Origin of the sequence: Streptomyces sp. NPDC090119 (genome assembly GCF_044747085.1) — a bacterium.
In the GTDB taxonomy this organism is placed as follows: Bacteria; Actinomycetota; Actinomycetes; order Streptomycetales; family Streptomycetaceae; genus Streptomyces.
In genome coordinates this window covers 230,605-256,036 of sequence record NZ_JBIVDK010000007.1, presented here as the reverse complement: position 1 = coordinate 256,036, position 25,432 = coordinate 230,605, and the positions used below count along the sequence as shown (strand labels likewise).

The following is a 25,432-nucleotide window of genomic DNA, read 5'->3' as shown; positions in this document are numbered from 1 at the left end:
TTCGGTCGGCCCTTTTTGCACGCCCGTGTTGCGTTACCAAGCGTGTTCGAATGGGTGCACGCTGTGTAAATAGGGGCGACGGTACTCCTGTTGCTCGGGGGATTTCAGGTGCTTGCCGAATATGACACGGGGGTGTCCCGGTCGGATTAGGCTCGCCCGCGGCGGACCCGGTTGAGATGGATTCGGGCGCCTGTTCCCCTATATACCGTTCTTCCCAGAAGGCATCCATGGTGAGTGTTCAGAAACCTCCCGGTGTCCGTGAACGTCCGTACGCGCAGGCGTTGTTGCCGCCCGCCCTGGTGATGGTCGCGGTGACCGCGGCGGCCGTGTTCCTGGTGCCGCGGTCCGCCCGTCTCGCCGTCGGCTGCTGCGGAGCCGTGGCCACGCTGCTGCTGCTCGCCACCGCGAGCGAGGTGGTGCGTCGCGGGCGTCAACTCCGGTCCGTGCAGGCCGAGAACGCCCGGCACACCGCGTATCTGGAGCATCGCATCGCCGCCCATGACGCGGAGATCGTCCGCCTCGGCTCCGAGGTGCTGCCCCTGGCGCTCGGGCGGCTGCGCCGGGGCGAGCGGCTGCGGGACGTGCTGCGCAACGTCGTCGACGAGGATCCCGAGCTGCGTCATCTTCCGCAGTCCCAGCGTGAGTTGCTGCGCATCGCGCTGCGTGGCGCCGAGCATGAGATCAACATGCGGGACGCCACCCAGCGGGCGTTCGTCACCACCGCCCGGCGCGTGCAGGCCATCGTCCACCAACAGGCCAAGGAACTGCGGGAGATGGAGGAGGACCACGGCCGCAACGCCGAGGTCTTCGACGACCTGCTGCGCGTCGACCACGGCACCGCGCTGATCGGCCGCCTCGCCGACTCCATCTCGGTGCTCGGCGGCGGCCGACCGGGCCGCCAGTGGCCGGTGCCCGTCTCGCTCTACAGCGTGCTGCGCGGTGCGATGTCCCGCATCCTGGAGTTCCCCCGGATCAACCTCGCCTCGATCGTCAACATCAACATCAAGGGCACCTCGGTCGAGCCGATCATCCACGCCGCCGCCGAGCTGTTCGACAACGCCACCCGCTACTCGCCGCCCTCGACCAAGGTGCACGTCACCGCCTTCGAGGTGCAGACCGGCCTCGCCATCGAGATCGAGGACGCCGGGGTCAGCCTCAGCGAGGAGGGGCGGGCCCGCGTCGAGCAGATGATCCTGGACGCCCGCGCCGACGACGACGCGCACAACCTCGGTGACAGCCCCCGGCTCGGCCTCGCCGTGGTCGGCCGGCTCTGCAACGCCTTCAGCATGGACGTCTCGCTGCGCGCCTCCGCGTACGGCGGTGTCCGCGCCATCCTCGTCGTACCGCGCGACATGCTCACCACCGAGCCCGGTGTCGGCGCCGCGCACGGTATCGGGGCCACCGCCGTGCCGATGCCCGAACTCGGCGCGCTGGAAGGGCCGAAGCGTCCGCCCAAGCGCCGCCGCCCCACCGCCCCGCGCGTCCCCGCCCCGGTCTCGATGGAGGACGACGTCCCCGAGGTCACCGAGTGGACGGCGAACGGACTGCCGCAGCGGCGCAGCCGGGTGACGGTGCCGCTCAGCCAGCGGTACGCCGAACAGGCCGCCATCGAGCAGGCCGAACGCGAGGGCCGCCCCACCATCTGGTCCCAGCCCCAGCCGCAGCCCCAGCCGGAGACCGACCCCGAGCGGCAGAAGCTTCTCGACCGCGAACCGGGCATGTGGGTCGACGCCTTCTGGGAGGGCATGAAGAAGGGCAACGAGGGCGCCCACCCGACCGACTTCACCCGGAATCCGACCGCCTACCTGCATCTGATCGACGACTCGGCCGACACCGGGGCCGGGGACGAGGGGGAGCCCAAGTGATCCAGCAGCGCGCCAACTTCGACTGGATGCTCAAGCAACTGCACGACGGCGTACCCGGCATCGAGATGATCGTGGTGCTCTCCTCGGACGGCCTGCGCATCGCCCGCTACGGCGGCGACCCCGACGCCGCCGACCGGGTGGCCGCCGCCTGCGCCGGAGTGCAGAGCCTGGCCGGGGCGGTCGCCCAGGAACTGCCCGGCAGCAGCGGCGAGATGAAGCTCGTCGTCATCGAGATCGACGGCGGCTACTTCTATCTGATGGCTGCCGGTGACAACGCCTACCTCGCCGTCCTCGCCGACGTGGTGTGCGAGCCGGGCCGGATGGGCGGCATGATGCGCGACCTCGTCGTCCGGATCGGCGCCCACCTCACCAGTCCGCCCCGGCGCGGCGGGCAGGCCGTATGACGCCGCGCCGCAAACGGCGTCTGCCGCAGGAGGCGCCCTCCCCGCCGCCCGTCGCCCCGGAGGCGGGCGACGAGGGGGAGAGCGGCAACCCCGAGCGGCTGTACGCCGTCACCGGCCTCCACGAGGGCGGGCGGGCGCAGCTCGACCTGGTCACCCTGATCGTGGCCCGTTCCGCGCCTCCGCCGTCCGGCACCCCCGAACAGGCGGCCGTGCTCCGGCTCTGCTCCGCACCCCTGTCCGTGGCCGAACTCTCGGCCTACCTCGACCTGCCGTTCAGCGCGATGACCGCGCTGCTCTCCGAGCTGATCGGCGCCGACCTCGTGCAGGCGCGCGCCCCGATCGTCCGCCAGGCGCTCCCCGACCGGTCCCTCCTCGAAGCGGTGATGCATGGACTTCAACGCCTCTGACGCCGCCCCCGCGATCCCCGGCCCGCGCACCGAGGAGCGGCTCCCGCAGAGCGCCCAGGCCGCGGTGAAGATCGTGATCGTGGGCGGCTTCGGCGTCGGCAAGACCACCATGGTCGGCTCGGTCAGCGAGATCAGACCGCTGACCACCGAGGAGACCATGACCCAGGCCGGGATCGGCGTGGACGACAACTATGGCTCCGAGACCAAGACGGCCACCACCGTGGCCATGGACTTCGGCCGCATCAGCATCACCGAGAAACTGGTGCTGTACCTGTTCGGCACCCCCGGCCAGGAACGGTTCTGGTTCCTGTGGAACCGCCTCTTCGAGGGCGCGCTCGGCGCGGTCGTCCTGGTAGACACCCGCCGCCTGGACGTCAGCTTCGACGTCATGGGCCGCCTGGAGGAGCGCGGCGTGCCGTTCATCGTCGCCGTCAACTCCTTCCCGGACGCGCCCCGGCACGCGATCGAGGAGCTGCGCGGCGCGCTCGACCTGGCCCCGGAGATCCCGATCGTCGAGTGCGACGTACGCCGCCGCGCCTCCAGCCGGGACACCCTGCTGACGCTGATGCACTTCCTGCACTCCCTCGCCCGGTCCGGCGCCCTGACCTGAGCGGGCGCACAAACCCAGACGTCTTCCTTCGGAGCGATCACTGTGACGCCTGAACCCCAGACCCCGACAGGCATTCCCGACACCGTGCCCGGCCCGCCGCCGGGCTGCCCCGCGCACGGCACCGGCCCCGGCGGCCTGCACCGGCTGTACGGCCCGGACGCGCTCGACCTGGACGGCCTGTACGAGCGGCTGCGCGAGAAGCACGGCCCGGTCGCCCCCGTACTCCTGCACGACGACGTGCCCATGTGGGTGGTCCTCGGGCACGCCGAGAACCTGCACATGGTGCGCAGCCCCTCGCAGTACACCCGCGACAGCCGGGGCTGGACCCCGCTGCTGGAGGGCATGGTCAAGCCCGACCATCCGCTGATGCCGCACATCGCCCGGCAGCCGATCTGCGCGCACGCCGAGGGCGACGAGCACCAGCGGCTGCGCGCGGCCGTCACCGCCGCCATGGCGACCATCGACCACCGGGGCCTGCGCCGCTCCATCAACGGATCCACCCAGGAACTCGTCAACCGCTTCTGCGGGCGTGGCCGGGCCGATCTGGTCTCCCAGTTCGCCGAACATCTGCCGATGGCCGTGATGTGCGAGATCCTCGGCATGCCCGAGGAGTACGACGACCGGATGGTGCAGGCCGCCCGGGACGCGCTCAAGGGCACCGCGACCGCCAACGAGAGCCATGCCCACGTCATGGGCGCGCTCAGCAGGCTCACCACCCGGCGCCGCGCCCGCCCCGAGGACGACGTCACCAGCCACCTGATCACGCACGCGGCGGGGCTGACCGACGACGAGGTCCGCGAGCATCTGCGGCTGCTGCTGTTCGCCGCGTACGAGACCACCGCCAACCTGCTGGCCAACGCGCTGCGCATGGTGCTGACCGAACCGGGCTTCCGGGCCCGGCTCAACGGCGGGCAGATGACGGTGCCGGAGGCGATCGAGCAGTCCCTGTGGGACGAGCCGCCGTTCAGCACCGTCCTCGGCTACTACGCCAAGCAGGACACCGAGCTGGGCGGGCAGCGCATCCGGCGGGGCGACGGGCTGCTGTTCGCGCCCGCGCCGGGCAACCTCGACCCGCGGGTACGCCCCGACCCGACCGCGCACATGATGGGCAACCGGTCCCATCTCGCCTTCGGCGGGGGCCCGCACGAATGCCCCGGTCAGGACATCGGGCGAGCCGTGGCCGACATCGGGGTGGACGCCCTGCTGACCCGGCTGCCGGACATCCGGCTGGAGTGCGCCGAGGAGGATCTGCGCTGGCGGTCCTCGATCGCGTCCCGGCATCTGGTGTCGCTGCCGGTGCTGTTCGAGCCCAAGCCGAAGCAGGACGTCAACCGGGCGCCCAGCATGTCCTCCCTCCACCCGCACCGGATGCCGGAGCCGGTGGCCCCGCCGCGCGAGCGGCAGAAAGAACGGGCGGAGAGGGTGGAGAGGGCGGAGGAACGGGTGGAGCCGACCCCGGCCACCGCCCCACCCGCCGTCCCGCCCGCGCCGGAGAGCGTCCCGCCGAGCCGCTGGCAGCGGATGTGGCGGTGGCTGCTGGGGGAGTAGGCCCGGCCGTCAGGCGTCGGCCCACTCCTCGGGCGACGCCCACGCCTGGAGCGTGCGCCCGCTGATGAAGCTGTGCCGGGCGCCGGTGACCGGATCGGTGAACGCGAGCCCACGGGCGAGGAGTTGGAGGGGTCGGCGGAAGTCGCCGGGCGCCGCCGCGGGGGCGATCTCCGGATACAGGGGGTCGCCGAGGATGGGGACGCCGAGCGCGTTCAGATGCACCCGCAGCTGATGGGTCTGGCCGGTGGCGGGCAGCAGCCGGTACCGGGCCAGCCCGTCGCTCTCGCGGTGTCCGGCCCGCTCCACCCGCGTCACCGCGTTGGGCTCGCCCGGCACCTCCCGCGCGGCCAGCACCCCGCGCTCCTTCAGGATGCGGCTGCGCACGGTCCGGGGCAGCTCCAGCGCCGGATCGTGCCGGGCGACGGCCTCGTACTCCTTGTGCACCCGGCGGTCGCGGAACAGGCCCTGGTAGGAGCCGCGTTCCTCGGGGCGGACGGTGAACAGCACCAGTCCGGCGGTGAGCCGGTCCAGCCGGTGCGCGGCGCCGAGTGCGGGCAGGCCGAGGTCGTGGCGGAGGCGGGCGAGCAGGGTCTCGGAGACATGGGAGCCGCGCGGGGTGCTGGCCAGGAAGTGCGGCTTGTCGGCGACGACGATGTGCTCGTCCCGGTACACCACCTCGACCGGGAACGGCACCGGCACCTCCGGTGGCAGCTCGCGGTGGAACCACACGAACATCCCCGGCCGGTACGGCGCGTCCGACGCCACCGGCAGCCCGTCGGCGCCCACCACCGCCCCGGCGTCGAACATCGCCTCGACCATGCCCGGACCGGCGCCCGTGAGCCGCGCCACGAGGTGTTCGCGCACCGTGGCCCATGCCCCGTTCCCGGGCAGCCGCACCCGCACCGGGTCGACACCCCGGCGCTGGGGGAGCGGGGCGGGCGGGGGCTGCGTACGGCGTCTCATCAGGTGTCCCAGGTTACGGGGGGCGCCCAATTCGGTTGGCCCGCCGCCCGGCGCTTGGCAGGATGCCGGGCATGCCCTATCTGACCAGCCCGGTGCTGCCCGAAGGAACCCTGTCCCGTCGGCCGCAGCCCGAGATCCCGGCCGGTGCCGGGCTGCGCCTGCGCCCCTGGCGGGCCGAGGACGCGTCCGCCGTGCACGCCGCGTTCCAGGACCCGACGCTCAACCAGTGGCACGCCAAGTCCTGCGACTCCCCGGAGGAGGCCGCGGGCTGGATCGAGAACTGGCACGCGGAGTGGGCGCGGGAGAGCGACGCCCAGTGGGCCGTGGTGCGCGCGGACACCGGCGAGCTGCGCGGCCGGGCCGCGCTGCGGGAGATCCGTCTGCGGGACGGTGTGGCCGAGGTGGCGTACTGGACGGTGGCGGCGGCGCGCGGGCAGGGCGTGGCCCGGCATGCCACGGACGCGCTGGTGCGCTGGTCGTTCGACGAGATCGGTTTCAACCGGCTGGAGCTGATGCACGCAGCCGCCAACGAGGCGTCCTGCCGGGTCGCCACCAAGGCCGGGTTCGCCGTGGAGGGCACCCGGCGCCGGGCGCTGCTGCACCCGGACGGCTGGCACGACATGCATCTGCACGCCCGGCTCAGGGGCGACTGAGCGGCCGCCCCGGCCGGTTCACGCGGCCGCGGTCTCCTGCTCGGCCTCGATCCGCGCGTTCCACTCCGGCTTGCTCGCCTGCCAGCCGTCCTCGTTGTGGCCCAGGCGCCAGTAGCCGGAGATGGACAGGTCCTCGCGCGGGATCTGCGCTTCGACCCGCAGCATCCGGCGCAGCTCCTTCACGAAGGCCGCCTCGCCGTGCACGAAGGCGTGCACGCGTCCCTCGGGGAACCGAAGTGCCCGTACGGCCTCCAGCAGGGCCTCGCCGACCGGGCGGTCCCCGCGGTGCAGCCAGACGACCTCCACATCGGAGTCGATCTTCTGCTCCTCCTCGGGGCCGGCCACCTCCACCAGGGCGTGCGCGGGCGTCCCCGGCGGCAGAGACTCCAGGGCGCGGGCGATGGCGGGCAGCGCGCTCTCGTCCCCGACGAGCAGATGCCAGTCGGCCGTCACATCGGGGGCGTAGGCGCCGCCGGGGCCGAAGAAGCGCAGGGTCTCGCCGGGGCGGACCCGGGTGGCCCAGGGCCCGGCGAGACCCTCGTCGCCGTGGATGACGAAGTCGAGGGTCATCTCCCGGTGCTCGGCGTCCCAGGAGCGCACGGTGTACGTACGGGTCACCGGCCACTGTTCGCGGGGGAGTTCGGCCTGGACGCGCTCCAGGTCGAACGGCTCCGGGTAGGTCATGCCGACCACCGGGGCGAAGAGCAGCTTCACATAGTGGTCGGTCCAGGCGTCGGCCGAGAAATCGGCCAGTCCGGCGCCGCCGAGCACGATCCGCTGGACGTGCGGGGTCAGCCGCTCGGTGCGTACCACCTGGGCGGAATGGAGCTTGCGCGGCTTTCGCCCCGGACGCTCTGCCATGACGGCCTCCTGCTGCCTTGGTTAGGTTTACCTAAGCTAGCACCTCGCGCCGGTGTCGCCCTGTTCCCGGGGGTCCCTTCGTCCGAAAATTCCCCTTGTGGAGGGGTCGCGCTCACGCCTCCAGGGTGGTCAGCAGCCGCTGGAGCGAGCTGCCCAGGCCCCAGCGGGCGGCCAGCGCGTCCAGTGCGGCCGGGTCGCGCGGGGTGTGCGGCAGCTCGGTGTCCACGGCGGGCAGCGGGACGTCACCGGCCACCCGGACCACCTTCGGGGCGACCGCGAGATAGGGGGCCGCCTCGGTGAGGCGCTTGCGCTGGGTCGGGGTGAGCTTCGCCTTCGGGTCGTCCACGGCCGCGACGATCCCGGCCAGGTCCCCGAACTCGGCCAGCAGCTTGGCCGCCGTCTTCTCCCCGACACCGGGCACCCCCGGCAGGCCGTCGCTCGGGTCGCCGCGCAGCAGCGCCAGGTCCGCGTAACCCCCGCCGTCCACTCCGTACTTCTCGCGCAGCCACGCCTCGTCGGTGAGCTGGAGGGTGCCGACGCCCTTGAGTGGATACAGGACACGGATCTCGCGGGCGTCGTCCACCAGTTGGTACAGGTCGCGGTCGCCGGTGACGATGTCGACGGGGCCGTCCGCGCGGGCGGTGAACGTGCCGATCACGTCGTCCGCCTCGTATCCGGCCACGCCCACGCGGGCGATGCCGAGCGCGTCCAGCACCTCCTCGATCACCGGGACCTGCGGGGAGAGGGTGTCCGGGACCTCCTCGGCGTCCGGCGCGCCCTCGTGCTCCTCGGCCACCCGGTGCGCCTTGTAGGAGGGGATCAGGTCGACCCGCCACTGGGGGCGCCAGTCGGCGTCCATGCAGGCCACCAGCTGATCCGGGCGGTGGTCCTTGACCAGGCGGTCGATGAAGTCCAGCAGTCCGCGCACCGCGTTCACCGGGGTGCCGTCCGGCGCCCGCACCGAGTCCGGCACGCCGAAGTAGGCGCGGAAGTAGAGCGAGGCGGTGTCGAGAAGCATCAGTCGTCCGGTCACGCTCGCATCATGCCGCACCGCACTGACAGCGGCCTCGCGCACCGGGCCCGCGGGTGTGACCTGGGCCACTTCCGAGTTTGGCTCAAATGCGACCGGGCAGGCGCCGCGCGCCGGAACGGGGCGGTTGCTTATCGGGCGACAACTATCCCTCGTCTCCTGCTCCTTGCCGCCTAGCCGAGGGACATGCATGACCGCGAGAATCGAAGCGGAACATCTCTACAAGGTGTTCGGCAGACGACCGGAGAACGCCGTGGCGCGGCTCGAACAGGGCGCCGACCGCGACGAGCTGCGCGGGGAGGGCAGCACCGCCGCCGTCATCGACGCCTCCTTCACCGTCGCACCCGGTGAGATCTTTGTTGTCATGGGCCTGTCCGGCTCGGGCAAGTCCACCCTGCTGCGCACGCTCAACGGCCTGCTCACGCCCACCGCGGGCCGGGTCCGCTTCGACGGGCAGGACCTCACCGCGCTCGGCGACCGCGAGCTGCGCGAGATCCGCGCCCACAAGATCAGCATGGTGTTCCAGCACTTCGCGCTCTTCCCGCACCGCAGCGTCCGCGACAACGCCGCCTACGGCCTGGCCGTGCAGGGCGTGCCCCGCGCCGAGCGCGAACGCCGCGCCGACGAGGCGCTCGCCCTGTGCGGGCTGGCCGGCTGGGAGGACTCCTGGCCCGACGAACTCTCCGGCGGCATGCAGCAGCGCGTCGGCCTCGCCCGCGCGCTCGCCACCGACGCCGACGTGCTCCTGATGGACGAGTCGTTCAGCGCGCTGGACCCGCTGATCCGCCGCGACATGCAGGACCAGCTCCTCGAACTGCAGAAGACGCTGCGCAAGACCATCGTCTTCATCACCCACGACCTCAACGAGGCCATGCGCCTGGGCGACCGCATCGCCGTCATGCGCGACGGCCGCATCGTCCAGACCGGCACCGCCGAGGACATCCTGCTCCGCCCGGCCGACGACTACGTCGCCTCCTTCATCCAGGACGTCGACCGCTCCCGCGTGCTCACCGCGGCCGCCGTCATGGACACCGACGTCCGCGGCGACGAGGCGAACTGCGCCTGCGAGACCGCCGCGCCCGGCACGCCGTTCACCGAACTGTGCGCGCTCAGCGCCCGGCTGAGCCACCCGGTCGCCGTCGTCGACGCCGACCGCACCCTCGTGGGCGTCGTCCCGGAGCGCCGTCTGGTCGGCTTCCTCGGCGACGAGCAGGGGGACCCGATCGCCTGCGACCACCCCCGCGACGAGAGGAAGGTGACCGCCCGTGCCTAGGCTCCCGCTCGGCGACTGGGTCGACTCCGGGGTCGACTGGCTGGTCGACCACCTCTCCTGGCTCTTCGACGCCATCCGCGCCGTCCTGGAGGGCATGTACGACGGCATCGACGCCGTCCTCACCGCCCCCCACCCCCTGCTGCTCGCCGGTATCCTCGCCGTCCTCGCCTGGTGGCTGCGCGGACTGCTCGGCGGCGTCCTCGCCTTCGCCGGATTCGCGCTCGTGGACTCCCTCGACCTGTGGGAACGGGCCATGTCCACGCTGGCGCTCGTCCTGGTCGCCACCATCATCGCGCTGGTCATCTCGATCCCGCTCGGCATCTGGGCGGCCCGCTCCCGCGCGGTCAGCGCCACCGTGCGCCCCGCACTGGACCTGCTGCAGACCATGCCGTCGATGGTCCTGCTGATCCCGGCCATGCTCTTCTTCGGGCTCGGCACCGCCGCCGGTGTCGTCGCCACCCTGATCTTCGCCCTCGCCCCCGGCGTCCGCATGACCGAGCTGGGCATCCGCCAGGTCGACGCCGAACTCGTCGAGGCCGCCGAGGCGTTCGGCACCACACCCCGCGACACCCTGTGGCGGGTACAGCTCCCGCTCGCCCTGCCGACCATCATGGCGGGCGTCAACCAGGTCATCATGCTCGGCCTGTCCATGGTCGTCATCGCGGGCATGGTCGGCACCGGCGGTCTCGGCGGCGCCGTCAACGAGGCCATCGGCCAGCTCGACATCGGCTACGGCTTCGAGGCGGGCGTCGGCATCGTCGTCCTCGCCATCTACCTGGACCGGGTGACCGGCGCGCTCGGCACCCAGCTCTCCCCGCTCGGCCGCCGTGCCGCCGCCAAGGCCCGGCCCAGCGCCTGGTCGTACCGGCCGCGCCCGGCCGTCGCCGTCGTCGCGGTGGTCGTGCTCGCGCTGGTCGCGGGCGGGCTCGGGGTCTTCGGACCCGGCTCCACCAAGTCCACCGCGTCCGGCACGGACATCGGCAAGGGCAAGGAGATCAAGCTCGGCTACATCCCCTGGGACGAGGGCATCGCCTCCACCTTCCTCTGGAAGGAGCTGCTGGAGCGGCGCGGCTTCAAGGTCACCGTCACCCAGTACGCGGCCGGCCCCCTCTACACCGGCCTCGCCACCGGCCGCCTCGACTTCGAGACGGACTCCTGGCTGCCGACCACGCACGCCGAGTACTGGAAGAAGTACGGCGACCGGATGGAGGACCTAGGCAACTGGTACGGCGCCACCTCCCTGGAGCTGACCGTCCCGTCCTACGTGAAGGACGTGAACACCCTGGCCGACCTGAAGGCCCACGCCGCCGAGTTCGACGGCCGGATCATCGGCATCGAGCCCAGCGCGGGCATGATGGGCCTGCTCAAGGACAAGGTCCTGGACCAGTACGGCCTCAAGGGGAAGTACGAGGTCGTCGACGGCTCCACCCCGGCCATGCTGACCGAGCTGAAGCGTGCCTACGACAGGAAGCAGCCCGTGGTCGTCACCCTGTGGTCCCCGCACTGGGCCTACAGCGACTACCAGCTGAAGAAGCTGAAGGACCCGGCGAACGCCTGGGGCAAGGGCGACAAGGTGCACACCCTCGCCCGCAAGGGGTTCAGCGCCGACAACCCTGAGGTCGCCAAGTGGCTGAAGGACTTCTCGATGACCGAGGAGCAGCTCACCGGCCTGGAGGCCCGCATCCAGAAGGCAGGCAAGGGCAAGGAGCAGGACGCCGTCCGCACCTGGCTCAAGGAGAACCCGAAGCTGGCCGACACCTGGGCACCGGCCGGAAAGGCCCAGCAGGAAGCCGCCGGGTGACCTGACAGGACGAAGGTGACCTTCAGGGGGCGGACGCGGTATTCGTGTCCGCCCCCGCGCCGGTTTCACCACCGTGGAGATCCGGCCAACCACGGAGCGCCATCGACCCCGCCGCGCGGGAACACCTGGGGACGCCCGAGCCTTGAAGCAGGTGAAAGCCGCGGAATGCCGAGGCAGGACGGAGCGTCCGGCGCACCGCGGCACTGGCGCGAACCGTGGGGTACCGGCCCGGCGGCGGCGCGGGATGTGAGAGGCGCGTGAAACGGTTTGCCGAACGTGCGTAGGGTGCAGACAACTCAGGACAGGGACGTCCGGCACCGGGCGTCCGGGCAGCCGCGCCACGCGTGAAGGAGGGAGCCGCAGCGATGGGCGACCACAAAGAGCGACAGCCCGTGCGGGTCGGCGCGGCCGTCCGGCGGCGCCGCCGGACGCTCGAACTCACCCTCGCGGTCGTGGCCGAGCGCAGCGGCCTCTCGGTGCCCTTCCTCAGCCAGGTGGAGAACGACCGGGCCCGCCCGAGCCGCACCTCCCTGGAGAAGCTCGCCGACGCACTGCGCACCACGGCCGTGGAACTCCTCGCCGCCGCCGACCCCGCGTGCAGCGTGGACGTCGTACGCGGTGAGACGGTCGCCGACGGCGACTTCACCGCCCGTACCCGCGCCCTGGTGCGCGGCCACCACCAGCTGCACGCCTCCGAGTTCACCGGCGACCACGACGCGGGCCGCGAGTTCCAGCACCGCAACGACGAGCTGATGTACGTCGCGGACGGCGCCGTCGAGATCGAGGCCGAGGGCCGCGCCTACCGCCTCGGCCGGGGCGACACCATGTACCTGACCGGCGGCGTCCGCCACCGCTGGCGGGCCACCGTGCCGGACACCCGGGTGATCGTGGTGGCCGTCGCTGAACACATCGAGGCGGTCCAGGACCGGTCCCGGTAGTGCGGGTCGTCTCCCTGGTGCCGTCCCTGACCGAGGCGGTCGCCGTGACACTGCCCGGCGTGCTGGTCGGGGCCACCGACTGGTGCGAACACCCGGCGGATCTCGACGTCGAGCGGATCGGCGGTACCAAGAACCCCGACACCGCCCGGATCGCCGCCCTCGAACCCGACCTGGTGATCGCCAACGAGGAGGAGAACCGCGCCCCCGACCTCGACGCCCTGCGCGCGGCGGGCGTCCCGGTGCTGGTCACCGAGGTGCGCACGGTGCCGCAGGCGTTCACCGAGCTGGACCGGGTGCTGTCGGCGTGCGGCGTCACGAGTCGCCCCGGCTGGCTGGACCGCGCAGAGGCCGCCTGGGCCGCGCTCCCGGACTCGCAGCGCCCCGTCAGCGCCGTCGTACCGATCTGGCGTCGCCCCTGGATGGTGCTCGGCCGGGACACCTTCGCGGGCGACGTCCTGGCCCGCCTCGGTGTACGGCACCTGTACGCCGACCACGCCGAGCGCTACCCGCGCGTCCCGCTGGACGAGCTGACCGAGGCGGCCCCCGAGCTGGTCGTGCTGCCCGACGAGCCGTACCGCTTCACCCCCGACGACGGTCCCGAGGCGTTCCCCGGCCTCGCCTGCGCCCTCGTCAGCGGACGGCACCTGACCTGGTACGGACCCTCGCTGCTCGAAGCTCCCCGAGTGCTGGCGGAGGCGCTGGCAGCAGGGCGCCGCTGAGCAGACCGCGCACGGTGCCGGTGGCCGCCGCGCCCCAGGCGAGGAGCAGCAGGGCGTAGAGGCCGACCGCCAGCCCCGCGTACACCGCCAGCCCGGTGTGCCGGGCCAGCGAGGCCGCGCCGGTGACACAGGTGCCCACCGGGAAGGTGAACGCCCACCAGGTCAGCCCGAACCGCATGCCCCGCCGCCGCGCCCGCACCACCTGCGCGGCGGCGAACGCCAGCCACAGCAGCGCGAACCCCATGACCGGCACCCCGTACAGCACCGCGAACACCGCGAGCCCCCGCTCGTACGGCGCCGGTACCACCCCCGGAGCCAGGTCCGCGAAGGCGCCGGTGGCGGTGGTGGACTGGCCCAGCGGGCCCAGGACCAGGAACAGCGCCGGGGTCAGCGCGAGCGGCAGCGGGCCGTGCAGCAGCAGCCGGGCCAGCAGCAGCGGCAGCATCAGCAGCGTGGCCAGCAGGCTCAGCCCGAACAGGGCCAGACAGCCCAGCAGCAGGGTCTCGCGGGGCTGGCCGGGCGGCAGATACGGCACCAAGGCGGGGCCCAGCGCGGCCGACACCATCGGCGCGACCAACGGCAGCAGCCACACCGGGGTGGCGTCGGCGAGGCCGGGCCGGTGCCGGGTCACCATCAGGTACGGCACCGCCACGGCCGACGCGAGCCCCAGTGCCGTACCGGCCGTGAACAGGACGGCGTCCAGGGCCACGGCGGCGGGCGTGCCGATCCAGTACCGGCCCGCCGAGAGCGCGCCGCCGCCCACCGCGAGCAGGGCCATGGCGGCGCAGCCGTGGAACGGGGCCGTCGCCGGGTCGAGGAGGTGGGCGCGGGCCTGGTCGCGGTGGTGGGCCCAGTGCAGGGTCCGGGCGGCGAGCAGGGTGAGCAGCAGGAGCAGGGAGAGCGCCCAGAACGCGGCACAGAGCCACCGGACGTGCGAGGGGAGCGCGGCGCCCGCCGAGCCGACGATCGCCGTGCCCATGACGGCGGCGTACCAGTTCGGGCCGAGGTGGCGGAGGCGGGCTGCGGTGACCATGGGACCAGCATCGCGGCGCGGATCACCGCTGACCAGGGACGTCGTTTCTATGGGGGCATAAGGTGGTCTTATGAGCGAAGAGCGGGCGAGGAGCGGTTCGCTGGCGCACCGGGTGCCCGACCTGGGCGCGCTGGAGCTGCTGCTGGCCGTGGCCCGGCTGGGCAGTCTCGGGTCGGCCGCGCGCGAGCTGGGCATTACCCAGCCCGCCGCCAGCAGTCGGCTGCGCTCCATGGAACGGCAGCTCGGTGTCGCCCTGGTCGACCGCTCGCCACGCGGCTCCCGGCTCACCGACGCGGGCGCCCTGGTCACCGACTGGGCCCGGCAGGTCGTGGCGGCGGCCGAGGTGTTCGACGCGGGCGCGCAGGCGCTCCGGGGCGACGCGAGACTCCCGGCTGCGGGTCGCGGCCAGCATGACCATCGCCGAGTACCTGCTCCCCGGCTGGCTGCTCGCGCTGCGCGCCGGACGGCCGGACACGGCGGTGTCGCTGCTCGCGGGCAACTCGGCGAAGGTTGCCGAACTCCTCCTGGCGGGCGAGGCCGACCTCGGCTTCGTGGAGGGGCTGTCCGTCCCGACCGGCCTGGACTCGGCCGTCATCGCCCACGACCGCCTCACCGTCGTCACGGCCCCCGCCCACCCCTGGGCGCGCCGCCCCGGGCCGCTGAAGACGGCGGAACTGGCCGCCACCCCGCTCATCCTCCGCGAACGCGGCTCCGGCACCCGCCAGGTCCTCGACGCGGCCCTCGGCGCCCCGGCCCGCCCCCTGATCGAGCTCTCCTCCACCACGGCGGTGAAGGCGGCCGTGGTCGGCGGCGCGGGCCCCGCCGTCCTCAGCGAACTGGCGGTGGGGGAGGAACTGGCGACCCGACGCCTGGTCGGCATCCCGGTGGAGGGCGTCTCCCTGCACCGGGACCTGCGGGCCGTCTGGCCCACCGGACACCGGCCGACGGGACCGGCACGGGAGCTGCTGGCGCTGACCCGGAGCTAGGACCCGGTTTCGCTCGCGGCTGCGATCAGCGCGCGCATCACCCGCTCGTCCGTGCCCATCTCCGGGTGCCACTGCACACCCAGCACCCAGCCCTGGGCGGAGGGGAGTTCGACGGCCTCGATCGTGCCGTCGGCCGCGTGGGCCGAGGGGATCAGGCCGGGGGCGAGGCGGTCCACCGCCTGGTGGTGGTAGGTCGGGACGCTGGTGCCGGCCGGCTGGACGGCCGCGTACAAGGTGCCCGGCACCGGATGGACCGGATGCGCGCCGAAGACGCCGACCGCCTCCGCGTGGCCGTCGAGGTGCTGGACGAGGGTGCCGCCCAGGGCGACGTTGAGGAGCTGCATGCCCCGGCAGATGCCGAGCAGCGGGACGCGTGCGGCCAACGCGGCCTCGATCAGGGCGATTTCCCAGGCGTCCCGCTCCGGGGCGGGCGGACCGCAGCGCGGGCCGCGTTCGGCGCCGTAGCGGGCGGGGTCGACGTCGGGGCCGCCCGCGATGACCACGCCGTCCAGGCGGGCCACCACCTGTGGGGCCAACTCCGGTTGGTCCGGCGGGAGCAGGACCGGGAGGCCGCCGGACCGGCTCACCAGGCGGGGGTAGGCGGCGGGGAGGAGCGCGGCCTCCAGCTCCCAGACGCCCCAGCGGGCGCCCGCCTCCAGATACGTGCTCACGCCGATCAGCGGCCGTCCGCCCATGTGCCCTCCAAAGGTGCTCGACCATACCTTTGCAGAGCCGGGGTCAGGCGAGGAAGCCCCGCAGGAGTGCCGCGGTGCCCGCGCAGTGCTCGCGCGCGATCTCCCGCGCCGCCTCCGCGTCCCGGTCGAGCACCGCCTCCACCAGCGCGCTGTGCTGCCGCTGGGAGTGCTCCAGGTTCCGTACCAGCAGCGGGATGCAGTCCAGCAGGTCGTTGACGCCCGCCCGGACCGCCGCGTACTGCCCGGCCAGCGACGGCGAGCCGCACAGCCCGGCCAGCGTCAGATGCAGCAGGGTGTCCCGGCGCCGGTAGTCCGCGAGCGGCGCGTCCCGCGTGTGGTCCAGCGCCCGCCGCAGCCGTACGACGCCCTCCCCGGCCAGCCCGTGCGCCGCGCACAGCCCGGCCGCGCCCACCTCCAGCACCTCTCGGAAGCGCAGCACGTCCTCGATGTCGACCCCGGCCGTCCGGCGCCGCAGCTCGTCCTCGCCGACGCCGTCCGCGCGCCGCAGCACGAACGTGCCGCCGTACCGCCCGCGCCGCGACTCCACCAGCCCCTGGTCGTGCAGCACCCGCAGCACCTCGCGCAGCGTCACCCGGCTGATGCCCAGCCGCTCCGCCAACTCCCGCTCGGCGGGCAGCCGTTCACCGTCCGGTACGAGGCCCAGCCGGACCACCTGGAGGATCTGCTCCAGCGCCTCCTCGAAGCCGTTGCCCGCCCGCACCGGCCGCAGCACCGCCCCGAGGCGGTCGCCCCCCTCGTGCGCGCCCGTCCTTCCCGTCATCCGGTCGCGCCCCCTTCCCAAGCAATGGTCCCCCGCCATACCTTATGGCTCCCGGCCGTACCTTAAGGCTCCGGCCGCACCGCGCGCAGCATGCCCAAGGAGGCCCTCCCGTGGCAGACCGCACACCCCCGCTCAGCGTCGAGGAACTGCGGGCCCTTGTCGCCGGTGGTGACATCGACACCGTCGTGCTCGCCTTCACCGACATGCAGGGGCGGCTCCAGGGCAAGCGGTTCGCCGCCCGCTTCTTCCTCGACGAGGTACTCGACCACGGCACCGAGGGCTGCAACTACCTCCTCGCGGTCGACACCGAGATGAACACCGTCGACGGCTACGAGATGTCCTCCTGGGACCGGGGCTACGGCGACTTCGCCATGCGCCCCGACACCGCCACCCTGCGCCGCCTGCCCTGGCACCCCGGCACCGCCCTGCTCATGGCCGACCTCGCCTGGGAGGACGGCACCCCGGTCACCGCCGCCCCGCGCCAGATCCTGCGCCGCCAGCTGGAGCGGCTCGCCGGGCTGGGATACACCGCCCAGGCCGGTACCGAGCTGGAGTTCATCGTCTTCCGGGACAGCTACGAGCACGCCTGGGACACCGGGTACCGGGGACTGACCCCGGCCAACCAGTACAACATCGACTACTCCATCCTCGGCACCGGCCGTGTCGAGCCGCTGCTGCGGCGGCTGCGCAACGAGATGGCGGGCGCGGGCCTCACCGTCGAGTCCGCCAAGGGGGAGTGCAACCCCGGCCAGCACGAGATCGCCTTCCGCTACACCGACGCCCTGCGCACCTGCGACCAGCACGCGGTGTACAAGACGGGCGCCAAGGAGATCGCCAGCCAGGAGGGGATGGCGCTCACCTTCATGGCGAAGTTCAACGAGAAGGAGGGCAACTCCTGCCACATCCACCTCTCGCTCGCCGACGAGGACGGCCGCAGCGCGATGGCCGACGGCGACGGCATGTCCGAGGTGATGCGGTACTTCCTGGCCGGACAGCTCGCCGCGCTGCGCGACTTCTCGCTGCTGTACGCGCCCAACATCAACTCCTACAAGCGCTTCCAGCCCGGCTCCTTCGCGCCCACCGCCGTCGCCTGGGGCCACGACAACCGCACCTGCGCGTTGCGCGTCGTCGGCCACGGCCCCTCACTGCGCTTCGAGAACCGGCTCCCCGGAGGTGACGTCAACCCGTACCTCGCGGTCGCCGGACTCGTCGCCGCCGGACTGTACGGCGTCGAGCAGCGGCTCGAACTGCCCGATGCCTGCGAGGGGAACGCCTACACCGCCGACTACGAGCACGTGCCGACGACGCTGCGCGAGGCCGCCCAGCTCTGGGAGACCAGCCCCATCGCCAAGGCCGCCTTCGGCGAGGACGTCGTCGCCCACTACGCCAACATGGCGCGCGTCGAACTGGCCGCCTTCGACGCCGCCGTCACCGACTGGGAACTGCGGCGGTCCTTCGAACGCCTGTGAACAGGCCGTCGGCTGTGAACGGCCGTGAACCCGCGAACAGGCCGTCGGCTGTGCACACCCGTGAACCCGCGCACACCTGTGAACGCCCCTGAAAGGTGACACCTCCTTGACGGACCCGCACGAGCTCCAGGTGGTCGACCCGGCCACCGAGGAGACCCTCGCCACCGTCCCCGCCGCGAGCGCCGAAGACGTGGCCGCCGCCGTCGCCCGCGCCGTCCCCGCACAGCGCGCCTGGGCCGCGCTCGCCCCCGCCGACCGCGCCCGCCTGCTGCGCCGCTTCGCCGACACCGTCGACGCCCACATCGAGGAACTGGCCCTGCTGGAGGTCCGGGAGGCGGGCCACACCCTCGGCAACGCCCGCTGGGAGGCAGGCAACGCCCGCGATCTGCTGCTCTACGCGGCGGGCGGTGCCGAGCGCCTCCTCGGCAGTCAGATCCCGGTGCCCGGCGGCTGGAACGTCACCTTCCACGAACCCCTCGGCGTGGTGGGCGTCATCGCCCCCTGGAACTTCCCGATGCCCATCGCCGCCTGGGGCTCCTTCCCGGCGCTCGCCGCGGGCAACGCCGTCGTCCTCAAGCCCGCCGAGACCACCCCGCTCACCGCGCTCCGCCTCGCCGAACTCGCCCTGGAGGCGGGCCTGCCCGAGCATCTCTTCCAGGTGCTGCCGGGGTACGGCCACATCGCCGGACGCGCCCTGGTCGACCACCCGGACATCGCCAAGATCGTGTTCACCGGGTCGACCCGCACCGGACACGAGGTCATGGAGCGCTGTGCCCGGCAGCTCAAGCCGGTCACCCTCGAACTCGGCGGCAAGAGCCCCAACATCGTCTTCGCCGACGCCGATCTCAAGGCCGCCCTCGACCCCTTCTCCTTCCTCGACAACGCCGGCCAGGACTGCTGCGCCCGCACCCGCGTCCTGGTCCAGCGCGAGGTCTACGACGAGGCCCGGGCCTTCCTCGCCGACGCCCTCGCCGCCGTGGTCGTCGGCGACCCGGCCGACGAGAAGACGCAGATGGGCCCACTGATCTCCCGCGCCCAACTGGACCGCGTCCGCTCCCACGTCCCCGACCATGCCCCCGCCCTGCGCGGCACCGCCCCGGACGGACCCGGCTTCTGGTTCCCGCCGACCGTGCTCACCGACGCGGCCCCCGACTCCCCGGCCGCCGTCGAAGAGATCTTCGGGCCCGTCGCCGTCCTGCTGCCCTTCGACGACGAGCGGGACGCGATCCGGCTCGCCAACGACACCCCGTACGGCCTCTCCGGCTCCATCTGGACCCGCGACCTGGGCCGCGCCCTACGCGTCTCCGGGGCCGTCCGCGCGGGCAATCTGTCCGTCAACTCGCACTCCAGCGTCCGCTACTGGACCCCGTTCGGCGGCTTCAAGCAGTCCGGACTCGGCCGCGAACTCGGCCCGGACGCCCTGACCGCCTTCACCGAGACCAAGAACGTCTTCCTCAGCACGGAGGGGCCCGCTTAAGTGACCGAGACCGAAACTCCCGTCTGCCGCCGCCTGGTCGGCCGCACCGCCGTCGTCACCGGAGCCGGCAGCGGCATCGGGCTGGCCACCGTCCGCAGGCTCGCCGCCGAGGGCGCCCGCGTGGTCTGCGCCGACATCGACGAGACCAGCGGCAAGTCCGCCGCCGAGGAGGTTGGCGGACTGTTCGTGAAGACCGACGTCACCGACCCCGAGCAGGTCGAGGCGCTGTTCAAGGCCGCCCACGACACCTACGGCAGCGTCGACATCGCCTTCAACAACGCCGGTATCTCCCCGCCCGACGACGACTCCATCCTGGACACCGGCCTGGAGGCGTGGAAGCGGGTGCAGGAGGTCAACCTGACCTCCGTCTACCTGTGCTGCAAGGCCGCGCTGCCCTACATGCGGCGCCAGGGCCGGGGTTCCATCATCAACACCGCGTCCTTCGTGGCCCGGATGGGCGCGGCCACCTCCCAGATCTCCTACACCGCGTCCAAGGGCGGGGTGCTCGCCATGTCCCGGGAACTCGGGGTGCAGTTCGCCCGCGAGGGCATCCGGGTCAACGCGCTGTGCCCCGGCCCGGTCGACACCCCGTTGCTCCAGGAACTGTTCGCCACCGACCCCGAGCGGGCCGCCCGCCGCCTGGTGCACATCCCGCTGGGCCGGTTCGCGCGGGCCGACGAGATCGCCGCCGCCGTCGCCTTCCTCGCCAGCGACGACGCCTCCTTCGTCAACGCCACCGACTTCCTGGTCGACGGCGGCATCTCCGGCGCCTACGTCACCCCGCTCTAGTCGGCGCGTACCCCGCCCCCCTCCCGACGAAAGGTGTACGGTCCCCGTCCCATGCGACAGCTACTCGCCTGGTCCCTCGCCGCGGCCGCCGCCCTCGCGGCCGCCCCCGCCCTCGCCCCCACCGCGGCGGCATCCGACACCAAGTGCCCCAAGTTGAGCACCCGTTGGTACGGCGACAACCGCGCCCACCTGCAACAGGTCATCGACGCCCGCGGCACCTGTTCCGGACACCGCGGCGCGGTCGCCGCGTTCGACTGGGACAACACGATCACCAAGAACGACGTCACCGACGCCACCCTCTCCTGGGCCCTGCGGCACGACGCGCTGCCCCGGCCCGCCCGCTGGAAGGACACCAGCGCCTGGATGACCGACGCCGGGGACCGGGCGCTCACCGCCGCCTGCGGCACCGGTGCGGGCGGCTCCCTGCGCACCTCGGACCGGCCCGCGTGCACCGACGAGATCGTGGAGATCCGGGAGAAGGGCACCACGATGAGCGGCGCCGCCGCCTTCGCGGGCACCTGGAACCACCGGCGCACCGTCCCGCAGTACGCCTGGGTGCCCCAGCTCTTCGCGGGCCGCACCCCGGCCCAGCTCTCCTCGTACGCGGCCGCCGCCCGCACCGAGGCGCTCGCCGCGCCCGTCGGCGCCACCCGCACCCTGGGCACCCACACCGTCCCCGCCTACGTCCGCTACTACGACCAGCAGCGCGACCTCATCCGCACCCTCCAGCGGGCCGGATTCCGGGTGTACATCGTCTCGGCCGGGTCCGAACCGGTCACCGAGGTCTGGTCGCGCGGGGTCGGCGTCGACGCCGCGCACACCATCGCCATCCGCTCCGTCCTCGACCACCGCGGCCGTATCACCACCCGCAACGAGGGCTGCGGCGGGATCGGGGTGAACAAGGGCGAGGTCATCCCGTACATCGACGGCAAGCGGTGCTGGATCAACCAGGACATCTACGGCATCCACGGCCCCGCCGCCTGGCAGAAGCAGTCGTGGAAGCAGCGGATCGCGGTCGGCGGCGGCGACGCGGACACCGACGTCACCTTCGTCTCCGACGCCACCGGCGCCCACCTGGTCCTCAACCGCAACAAGGCCGAGCTGATGTGCCGGGCCTACGACGACGCGGACGGCCGCTGGGTGATCAACCCGATGTTCATCGAGCCGCTGCCCCGCAAGACCGACCCGTACCCCTGCTCCACCACCGCCTACAACGCCCCGGACGGCGGCCACACCCCGCTGCTCCGCCCGGACGGCTCGGTGGTGCCGGACCAGGCGGACACGGTCTACTGAGGGCCCGTCACAGGAACGTGTGCCCCTCGCCCCGGTAGGTGGGCACGGTCGCCGTGACCGTGTCCCCCTCCACCAGGTGCAGCACGTCGAACCGCTCGCACAGCTCGCCCGCCTTGGCGTGCCGGAACCACACCTTGTCGCCGATCAGCAGATCGTCGGCGGGCGAGCCCAGCAGCGGGGTCTGCACCTCCCCGGCGCCCTCCTGCGGGTCGAACCGCAGCCCCTCCGGGAGGTACGGCACCGGCAGCCGGTCCGGGCCCGCCGCACCCGACGCCGGATAGCCGCCGCCCAGCACCGTCACCGCGCCCACCCCCGGACGCCGGACCACGGGCAGCGCGAACAGGGCGGCCGGACGGCCCGTGAACGACGTGTAGTTGTCGAACAGCCGGGGCACGTACAGCCCCGAACCGGCCGCGATCTCCGTCACCGCGTCCTCGGCCGCCGTGTGCTGCACACTCCCGGTGCCGCCGCCGTTCACGAACTCCAGCTCCGGCGCCACCGCCCGCACCGCCCGTACGGCCGCCCCGCGCCGCTCGGCCAGCTCGCGCCGGGCCGCCGCCTGCATCAGCCGGATCGCACGGGAGCGCACCGGACGCCCGGCCAACGCGTCGCCCACGCCCGCCACATGACCCTCGTACCCCATCAGGCCCACCAGCGTGAAGCCGGGCCGCCGCGCCACCGACCGGGCCAGCTCGGCCAGTTGGGCGGGGGAGTGCAGCGGGGAACGGCGGGCGCCCACGCGGACCCGGCCGCCGAACAGACGCAGCGAGGTGTCCAACTCCAGGCAGACTTGCACCACTTCACGCCCACCCGCACGCGAGGCGTCGATCAGGTCCAGCTGGGCCACGTCGTCCACCATCACCGTGACCGAGGTGGCCAGCTTGGGATCGGCGGCCAGCTCGGCATACCCGGCACGGTCGGCGGACGGGTAGGCCAGCAGCACGTCGTCGAAGCCCGAGCGCGCCAGCCACAGCGACTCGGCCAGCGTGAACGACATGATCCCGGCGAAGCCCTCCCGCGCCAGCACCCGTTCCAGCAGGGCCCGGCAGCGCACGGACTTGGAGGCGACCCGGATCGGCTTGCCGTTCGCCCGGCGCACCAGATCGGCCGCGTTGGCGTCGAAGGCGGCCAGATCCACGAGGGCGAGCGGGGCGTCGTAGGCGGCGGTGGCCCGGTCGTACCGGGCCCGGTCGGCGGCACGCGCAGTCATGACGGCAGCCTGCCAGACGCGATAACCGCGGGGTAGGGGGATGTTCCGGGCAGATGCCCCGACGGCGCGGACCGGGTCCGTCCCGCCCGCCCGAAGCCCGTAAAGTGACGCGCACGTACGGCGGAAAACACCCGGCCGCGGTGCTGAACCGGGATGCCGGTCCAGCCGTACGGGTATGCGTGCCCGGACGGAACTCGTCCGACGGGCCGCGGCCGCCACACCGGACGGCCCGCGTACGAGAAGTCGGCCCGGTCGCCAGGAAACGGGGGGTGCATGAGCACGGAAGCGCGCCGCGCCCCGTTCCCTCCGCGCCCCACCGACGACCCCGCACCCGCCGAGCCGCGACCCCCGGTCGAGGACGAGCCCTCGGTGTTCGCCCCGCGCCGCCCCCTCGAACGGCCCCGGGAGACCCGGCCGCCGGTCCCCGAGGCCCGGATCACCACACCCCCGCCGCCCCCGCCGGCCTCCGCCCGCTTCCCCGACGCCCCGCCGACCCGCACCCCGGCCGAGACGCCGACGGAGACCACCACCCGGCTCCGGCCCGTACCGGCCGACCCCGAACCGCCCGTACCGGTGCCGCCCCCGCCCGCCTGGAGCCCGGTCCCCGCGCCCGACCCCTCCCTCTCCTGGAACGCCCCCTGGCCGGTCGGCGCGTTCGGACAGCCCGAGCCGTACGAGGAACCCGTACGCGGCCTCGGCCCGCTGGCCCGGCTGCGCAGCCGCACCGGTGTCGCCGCCGTCTGCGTCGTCCTCGGCCTCGGCCTCATCGGCGGCGCCCTGGCCGGGAGTTGGCTCACCGGGGAGGACGGCGGACACGGCGCCGACAGCGGGTTCGCCGCCGCCGGGGCGCTCTGGCACAACGTGCCCGTCGACCAGCTCTTCCCGCCCACCGTCCAGGGCACCGGCGCCGGACCCGGCGGAGCCGACCGCAGCTGGAACCGGATCGCGGTGGCCCCCGACACCGGCTGCGCGGGAGCCTTCGACCCGCTGCTGGCGCGCGCCCTCGCCCCCGTGGGCTGCGCCCGCCTACTGCGCGCCACCTACACCGACGCCACCCAGACCCATGTCACCACCGTCGGCCTGCTGTTCACCAAGGCCGACCCCGCCGCCATGGCCGGGCTCGCCGCCCGCTTCCGCACCGAGCGCCTGGACCGCCGCACCGACCTGCTGCCCCTGCCGTACGCCGCCAAGGGCACCCCCGCCGCCGGGTTCGGCGCGAAGCAGCGGGCGAGCTGGACGGTCAACGTCCTCACCGACGCCCCCATCGTCGCCTTCGCCGTCTCCGGCTGGGCCGACGGCCGCACCGTCGACACCCCGCAGCCCGCCCCGGACGCCGTGCGCTCCGGCGCCACCTCCGCACCCGCGCAGGCCGGACTCGGCAACGAGGCCCAGGGACTCGCCGACCGCATCCAGCGCAAGCTCCGCCAGACCGTCAGCCCGGCCACGGAGAAACCCTCATGAGGCGCCGTACCCGCACCGCGTCGAGCCTGCTGCTCGCGGCCGGGCTCGCCCTGCTCCCGGCCACCACCGCCCACGCCGACTCCATCCGTGCCCAGCAGTGGGGGCTGTCCGCGCTCCACCTCGACGAGGCGTGGCGCACCACCCAGGGGCAGGGCGTCACCGTCGCCGTGCTGGACACCGGCGTGGAGGACGACCACCCCGACCTCGCGGGCAACGTCCTGCCGGGCAAGGACATGGTGGGCTTCGGCGCCGGACCCGGTGACCGCGCCTGGGCCCGGCACGGCACCGCCATGGCCGGGATCATCGCCGGTCACGGGCACGGCCCCGGCGACGGCTCCGGGATCATGGGCGTCGCGCCCAAGGCGAAGATCCTCCCCGTCCGGGTCATCCTGGAGGACAAGGACACCGCCCGCGCCAAGGCCCGCGTCACCCGCGGCAACGCCCTCGCCGACGGCATCCGCTGGGCCGCCGACCACGGCGCCGACGTCATCAACCTCTCCCTCGGCGACGACTCCGACTCCGCGCACCCCGAGCCCAGCGAGGACGAGGCCGTGCAGTACGCCCTCGGCAAGGGCGTCGTCGTGGTCGCCTCGGCGGGCAACGGCGGCGACAAGGGCGACCACGTCTCCTACCCGGCCGCCTACCCCGGCGTCATCGCCGTCACTGCGGTCGACCGCTACGGCACCCGCGCCTCCTTCTCCACCCGCCGCTGGTACGCCGCCGTCAGCGCGCCCGGCGTGGACGTCGTCATCGCCGACCCCGACCACCGCTACTACGAGGGCTGGGGCACCTCCGCCGCCTCCGCCTTCGTCTCCGGCGCCGCCGCCCTGCTCAAGGCCGACCGGCCGAAGCTGACCCCGGCGCAGGTCAAGAAGGTGCTGGAGGACACCGCGCGGGACGCCCCCACGGGCGGCCGCGACGACTCCCGCGGCTTCGGCATGATCGACCCGGCCGCCGCCCTCAGGTCCGCGGCCCGGCTGAAGCCCGAGAACCCGCGCCCGGCCGCCTACGGCGAGAAGTACTTCGGCCCCGGCCCCGACAGCCCCGGCTCCGACTCCGGCACCACCGGCTGGGCGGCCTGGCTGGCGGGTGGCACCGGCACCGCCCTGCTCATCGCGGCCGTCGTCGTGGTCTGGCGCGACCGCAGGCCCGGCACGACCGGCTGA

General features: G+C 73.3%; 23 protein-coding genes and 1 pseudogene. 17 read left to right on the top strand and 7 right to left on the bottom strand.

Annotated features, from left to right (window positions below; all coding sequences use genetic code 11):
* Window positions 1-227: 227 nt before the first annotated feature.
* From ACIPPM_RS28370 to ACIPPM_RS28350, 5 genes are read left to right on the top strand one after another with little or no spacing between them, the layout of a single operon-like run.
* Window positions 228-1,865 (top strand): ATP-binding protein, encoded by a 1,638-nt coding sequence (locus tag ACIPPM_RS28370; protein ID WP_401452858.1) that lies wholly within the window; start codon window positions 228-230, stop codon window positions 1,863-1,865.
* Entirely contained in the window at window positions 1,862-2,269 is a 408-nt protein-coding gene (locus tag ACIPPM_RS28365) for a roadblock/LC7 domain-containing protein (protein ID WP_030812755.1), read from the top strand. Before ACIPPM_RS28370 ends, ACIPPM_RS28365 begins: the two co-directional genes overlap by 4 nt.
* A complete protein-coding gene (locus tag ACIPPM_RS28360) occupies window positions 2,266-2,676 on the top strand; it encodes a DUF742 domain-containing protein (RefSeq protein ID WP_393596413.1) in 411 nt (136 codons plus the stop codon). Before ACIPPM_RS28365 ends, ACIPPM_RS28360 begins: the two co-directional genes overlap by 4 nt.
* Entirely contained in the window at window positions 2,657-3,286 is a 630-nt protein-coding gene (locus tag ACIPPM_RS28355; protein WP_401452855.1) for a GTP-binding protein, read from the top strand. The genes ACIPPM_RS28360 and ACIPPM_RS28355 overlap by 20 nt, the downstream gene beginning before the upstream one ends.
* Before the next feature lie 42 nt (window positions 3,287-3,328).
* A complete protein-coding gene (locus ACIPPM_RS28350) occupies window positions 3,329-4,834 on the top strand; it encodes a cytochrome P450 (RefSeq protein WP_401452853.1) in 1,506 nt (501 codons plus the stop codon).
* A gap of 9 nt (window positions 4,835-4,843) precedes the next feature.
* Here the strand turns inward: ACIPPM_RS28350 and ACIPPM_RS28345 are convergent, their stop codons facing one another.
* Window positions 4,844-5,797 (bottom strand): pseudouridine synthase, encoded by a 954-nt coding sequence (locus ACIPPM_RS28345; protein WP_401452851.1) that lies wholly within the window; start codon window positions 5,795-5,797, stop codon window positions 4,844-4,846.
* Window positions 5,798-5,868: 71 nt separating this feature from the next.
* Between ACIPPM_RS28345 and ACIPPM_RS28340 the strand changes: the two genes are divergently transcribed.
* Entirely contained in the window at window positions 5,869-6,450 is a 582-nt protein-coding gene (locus ACIPPM_RS28340; protein ID WP_401452849.1) for a GNAT family N-acetyltransferase, read from the top strand.
* An 18-nt stretch (window positions 6,451-6,468) separates the two neighbouring features.
* Here ACIPPM_RS28340 and ACIPPM_RS28335 read toward each other — a convergent pair whose 3' ends face one another.
* Together ACIPPM_RS28335 and ACIPPM_RS28330 are read right to left on the bottom strand one after the other, a co-directional pair.
* Entirely contained in the window at window positions 6,469-7,311 is an 843-nt protein-coding gene (locus tag ACIPPM_RS28335) for a siderophore-interacting protein (protein WP_401452847.1), read from the bottom strand.
* A gap of 112 nt (window positions 7,312-7,423) precedes the next feature.
* Entirely contained in the window at window positions 7,424-8,344 is a 921-nt protein-coding gene (locus ACIPPM_RS28330; RefSeq protein WP_401452845.1) for a 5'-3' exonuclease H3TH domain-containing protein, read from the bottom strand.
* Between the two features lie 187 nt (window positions 8,345-8,531).
* On the opposite strand from ACIPPM_RS28330, the gene ACIPPM_RS28325 reads away from it, so the two are divergent.
* The 4 genes from ACIPPM_RS28325 to ACIPPM_RS28310 all read left to right on the top strand — a co-directional run bounded on the left by ACIPPM_RS28325 (window position 8,532) and on the right by ACIPPM_RS28310 (window position 13,072).
* A complete protein-coding gene (locus tag ACIPPM_RS28325) occupies window positions 8,532-9,614 on the top strand; it encodes a glycine betaine/L-proline ABC transporter ATP-binding protein (RefSeq protein WP_401452843.1) in 1,083 nt (360 codons plus the stop codon).
* Window positions 9,607-11,415, top strand: a complete 1,809-nt coding sequence (locus ACIPPM_RS28320) for an ABC transporter permease/substrate binding protein (RefSeq protein WP_401452841.1) — start codon at window positions 9,607-9,609, stop codon at window positions 11,413-11,415. Before ACIPPM_RS28325 ends, ACIPPM_RS28320 begins: the two co-directional genes overlap by 8 nt.
* Before the next feature lie 365 nt (window positions 11,416-11,780).
* Window positions 11,781-12,353, top strand: coding sequence for a helix-turn-helix domain-containing protein (locus ACIPPM_RS28315; RefSeq protein WP_401452839.1), 573 nt, complete (start codon window positions 11,781-11,783; stop codon window positions 12,351-12,353).
* Window positions 12,353-13,072, top strand: coding sequence for a helical backbone metal receptor (locus ACIPPM_RS28310; RefSeq protein WP_401452837.1), 720 nt, complete (start codon window positions 12,353-12,355; stop codon window positions 13,070-13,072). The genes ACIPPM_RS28315 and ACIPPM_RS28310 overlap by 1 nt, the downstream gene beginning before the upstream one ends.
* On the opposite strand, the gene ACIPPM_RS28305 is transcribed toward ACIPPM_RS28310, so the two are convergent.
* Window positions 12,984-14,105, bottom strand: coding sequence for a TDT family transporter (locus ACIPPM_RS28305; protein WP_401452835.1), 1,122 nt, complete (start codon window positions 14,103-14,105; stop codon window positions 12,984-12,986). The genes ACIPPM_RS28310 and ACIPPM_RS28305 overlap by 89 nt on opposite strands.
* Before the next feature lie 70 nt (window positions 14,106-14,175).
* On the opposite strand from ACIPPM_RS28305, the pseudogene ACIPPM_RS28300 reads away from it, so the two are divergent.
* Window positions 14,176-15,091 (top strand): annotated as a pseudogene (locus ACIPPM_RS28300) (LysR family transcriptional regulator).
* On the opposite strand, the gene ACIPPM_RS28295 reads toward ACIPPM_RS28300, so the two are convergent.
* Both ACIPPM_RS28295 and ACIPPM_RS28290 read right to left on the bottom strand, forming a co-directional pair.
* Window positions 15,088-15,786, bottom strand: coding sequence for a gamma-glutamyl-gamma-aminobutyrate hydrolase family protein (locus tag ACIPPM_RS28295; RefSeq protein ID WP_401452833.1), 699 nt, complete (start codon window positions 15,784-15,786; stop codon window positions 15,088-15,090). The pseudogene ACIPPM_RS28300 and the gene ACIPPM_RS28295 overlap by 4 nt on opposite strands.
* Before the next feature lie 43 nt (window positions 15,787-15,829).
* Window positions 15,830-16,567, bottom strand: coding sequence for a FadR/GntR family transcriptional regulator (locus ACIPPM_RS28290; protein WP_401452831.1), 738 nt, complete (start codon window positions 16,565-16,567; stop codon window positions 15,830-15,832).
* A 110-nt stretch (window positions 16,568-16,677) separates the two neighbouring features.
* On the opposite strand from ACIPPM_RS28290, the gene ACIPPM_RS28285 reads away from it, so the two are divergent.
* From ACIPPM_RS28285 to ACIPPM_RS28270, 4 genes are all read left to right on the top strand, one after another.
* Entirely contained in the window at window positions 16,678-18,036 is a 1,359-nt protein-coding gene (locus tag ACIPPM_RS28285) for a glutamine synthetase family protein (protein WP_401452829.1), read from the top strand.
* 106 nt (window positions 18,037-18,142) lie between these two features.
* Window positions 18,143-19,513, top strand: coding sequence for an aldehyde dehydrogenase family protein (locus tag ACIPPM_RS28280; RefSeq protein WP_401452827.1), 1,371 nt, complete (start codon window positions 18,143-18,145; stop codon window positions 19,511-19,513).
* Window positions 19,514-20,302 (top strand): 3-oxoacyl-ACP reductase, encoded by a 789-nt coding sequence (locus ACIPPM_RS28275; RefSeq protein ID WP_401452825.1) that lies wholly within the window; start codon window positions 19,514-19,516, stop codon window positions 20,300-20,302.
* A gap of 51 nt (window positions 20,303-20,353) precedes the next feature.
* On the top strand, window positions 20,354-21,595 hold the full coding sequence (locus ACIPPM_RS28270; RefSeq protein WP_401452823.1) for a haloacid dehalogenase-like hydrolase: 1,242 nt from the start codon (window positions 20,354-20,356) through the stop codon (window positions 21,593-21,595).
* Between the two features lie 7 nt (window positions 21,596-21,602).
* On the opposite strand, the gene ACIPPM_RS28265 is transcribed toward ACIPPM_RS28270, so the two are convergent.
* Entirely contained in the window at window positions 21,603-22,805 is a 1,203-nt protein-coding gene (locus ACIPPM_RS28265; protein WP_401452821.1) for an amino acid deaminase/aldolase, read from the bottom strand.
* Between the two features lie 273 nt (window positions 22,806-23,078).
* On the opposite strand from ACIPPM_RS28265, the gene ACIPPM_RS28260 reads away from it, so the two are divergent.
* Both ACIPPM_RS28260 and mycP read left to right on the top strand, forming a co-directional pair.
* Window positions 23,079-24,266, top strand: a complete 1,188-nt coding sequence (locus ACIPPM_RS28260) for a hypothetical protein (RefSeq protein ID WP_401452819.1) — start codon at window positions 23,079-23,081, stop codon at window positions 24,264-24,266.
* Window positions 24,263-25,432: a type VII secretion-associated serine protease mycosin gene (mycP, locus tag ACIPPM_RS28255; RefSeq protein ID WP_401452817.1), complete on the top strand. Its 1,170-nt coding sequence runs from the start codon at window positions 24,263-24,265 to the stop codon at window positions 25,430-25,432. Before ACIPPM_RS28260 ends, mycP begins: the two co-directional genes overlap by 4 nt.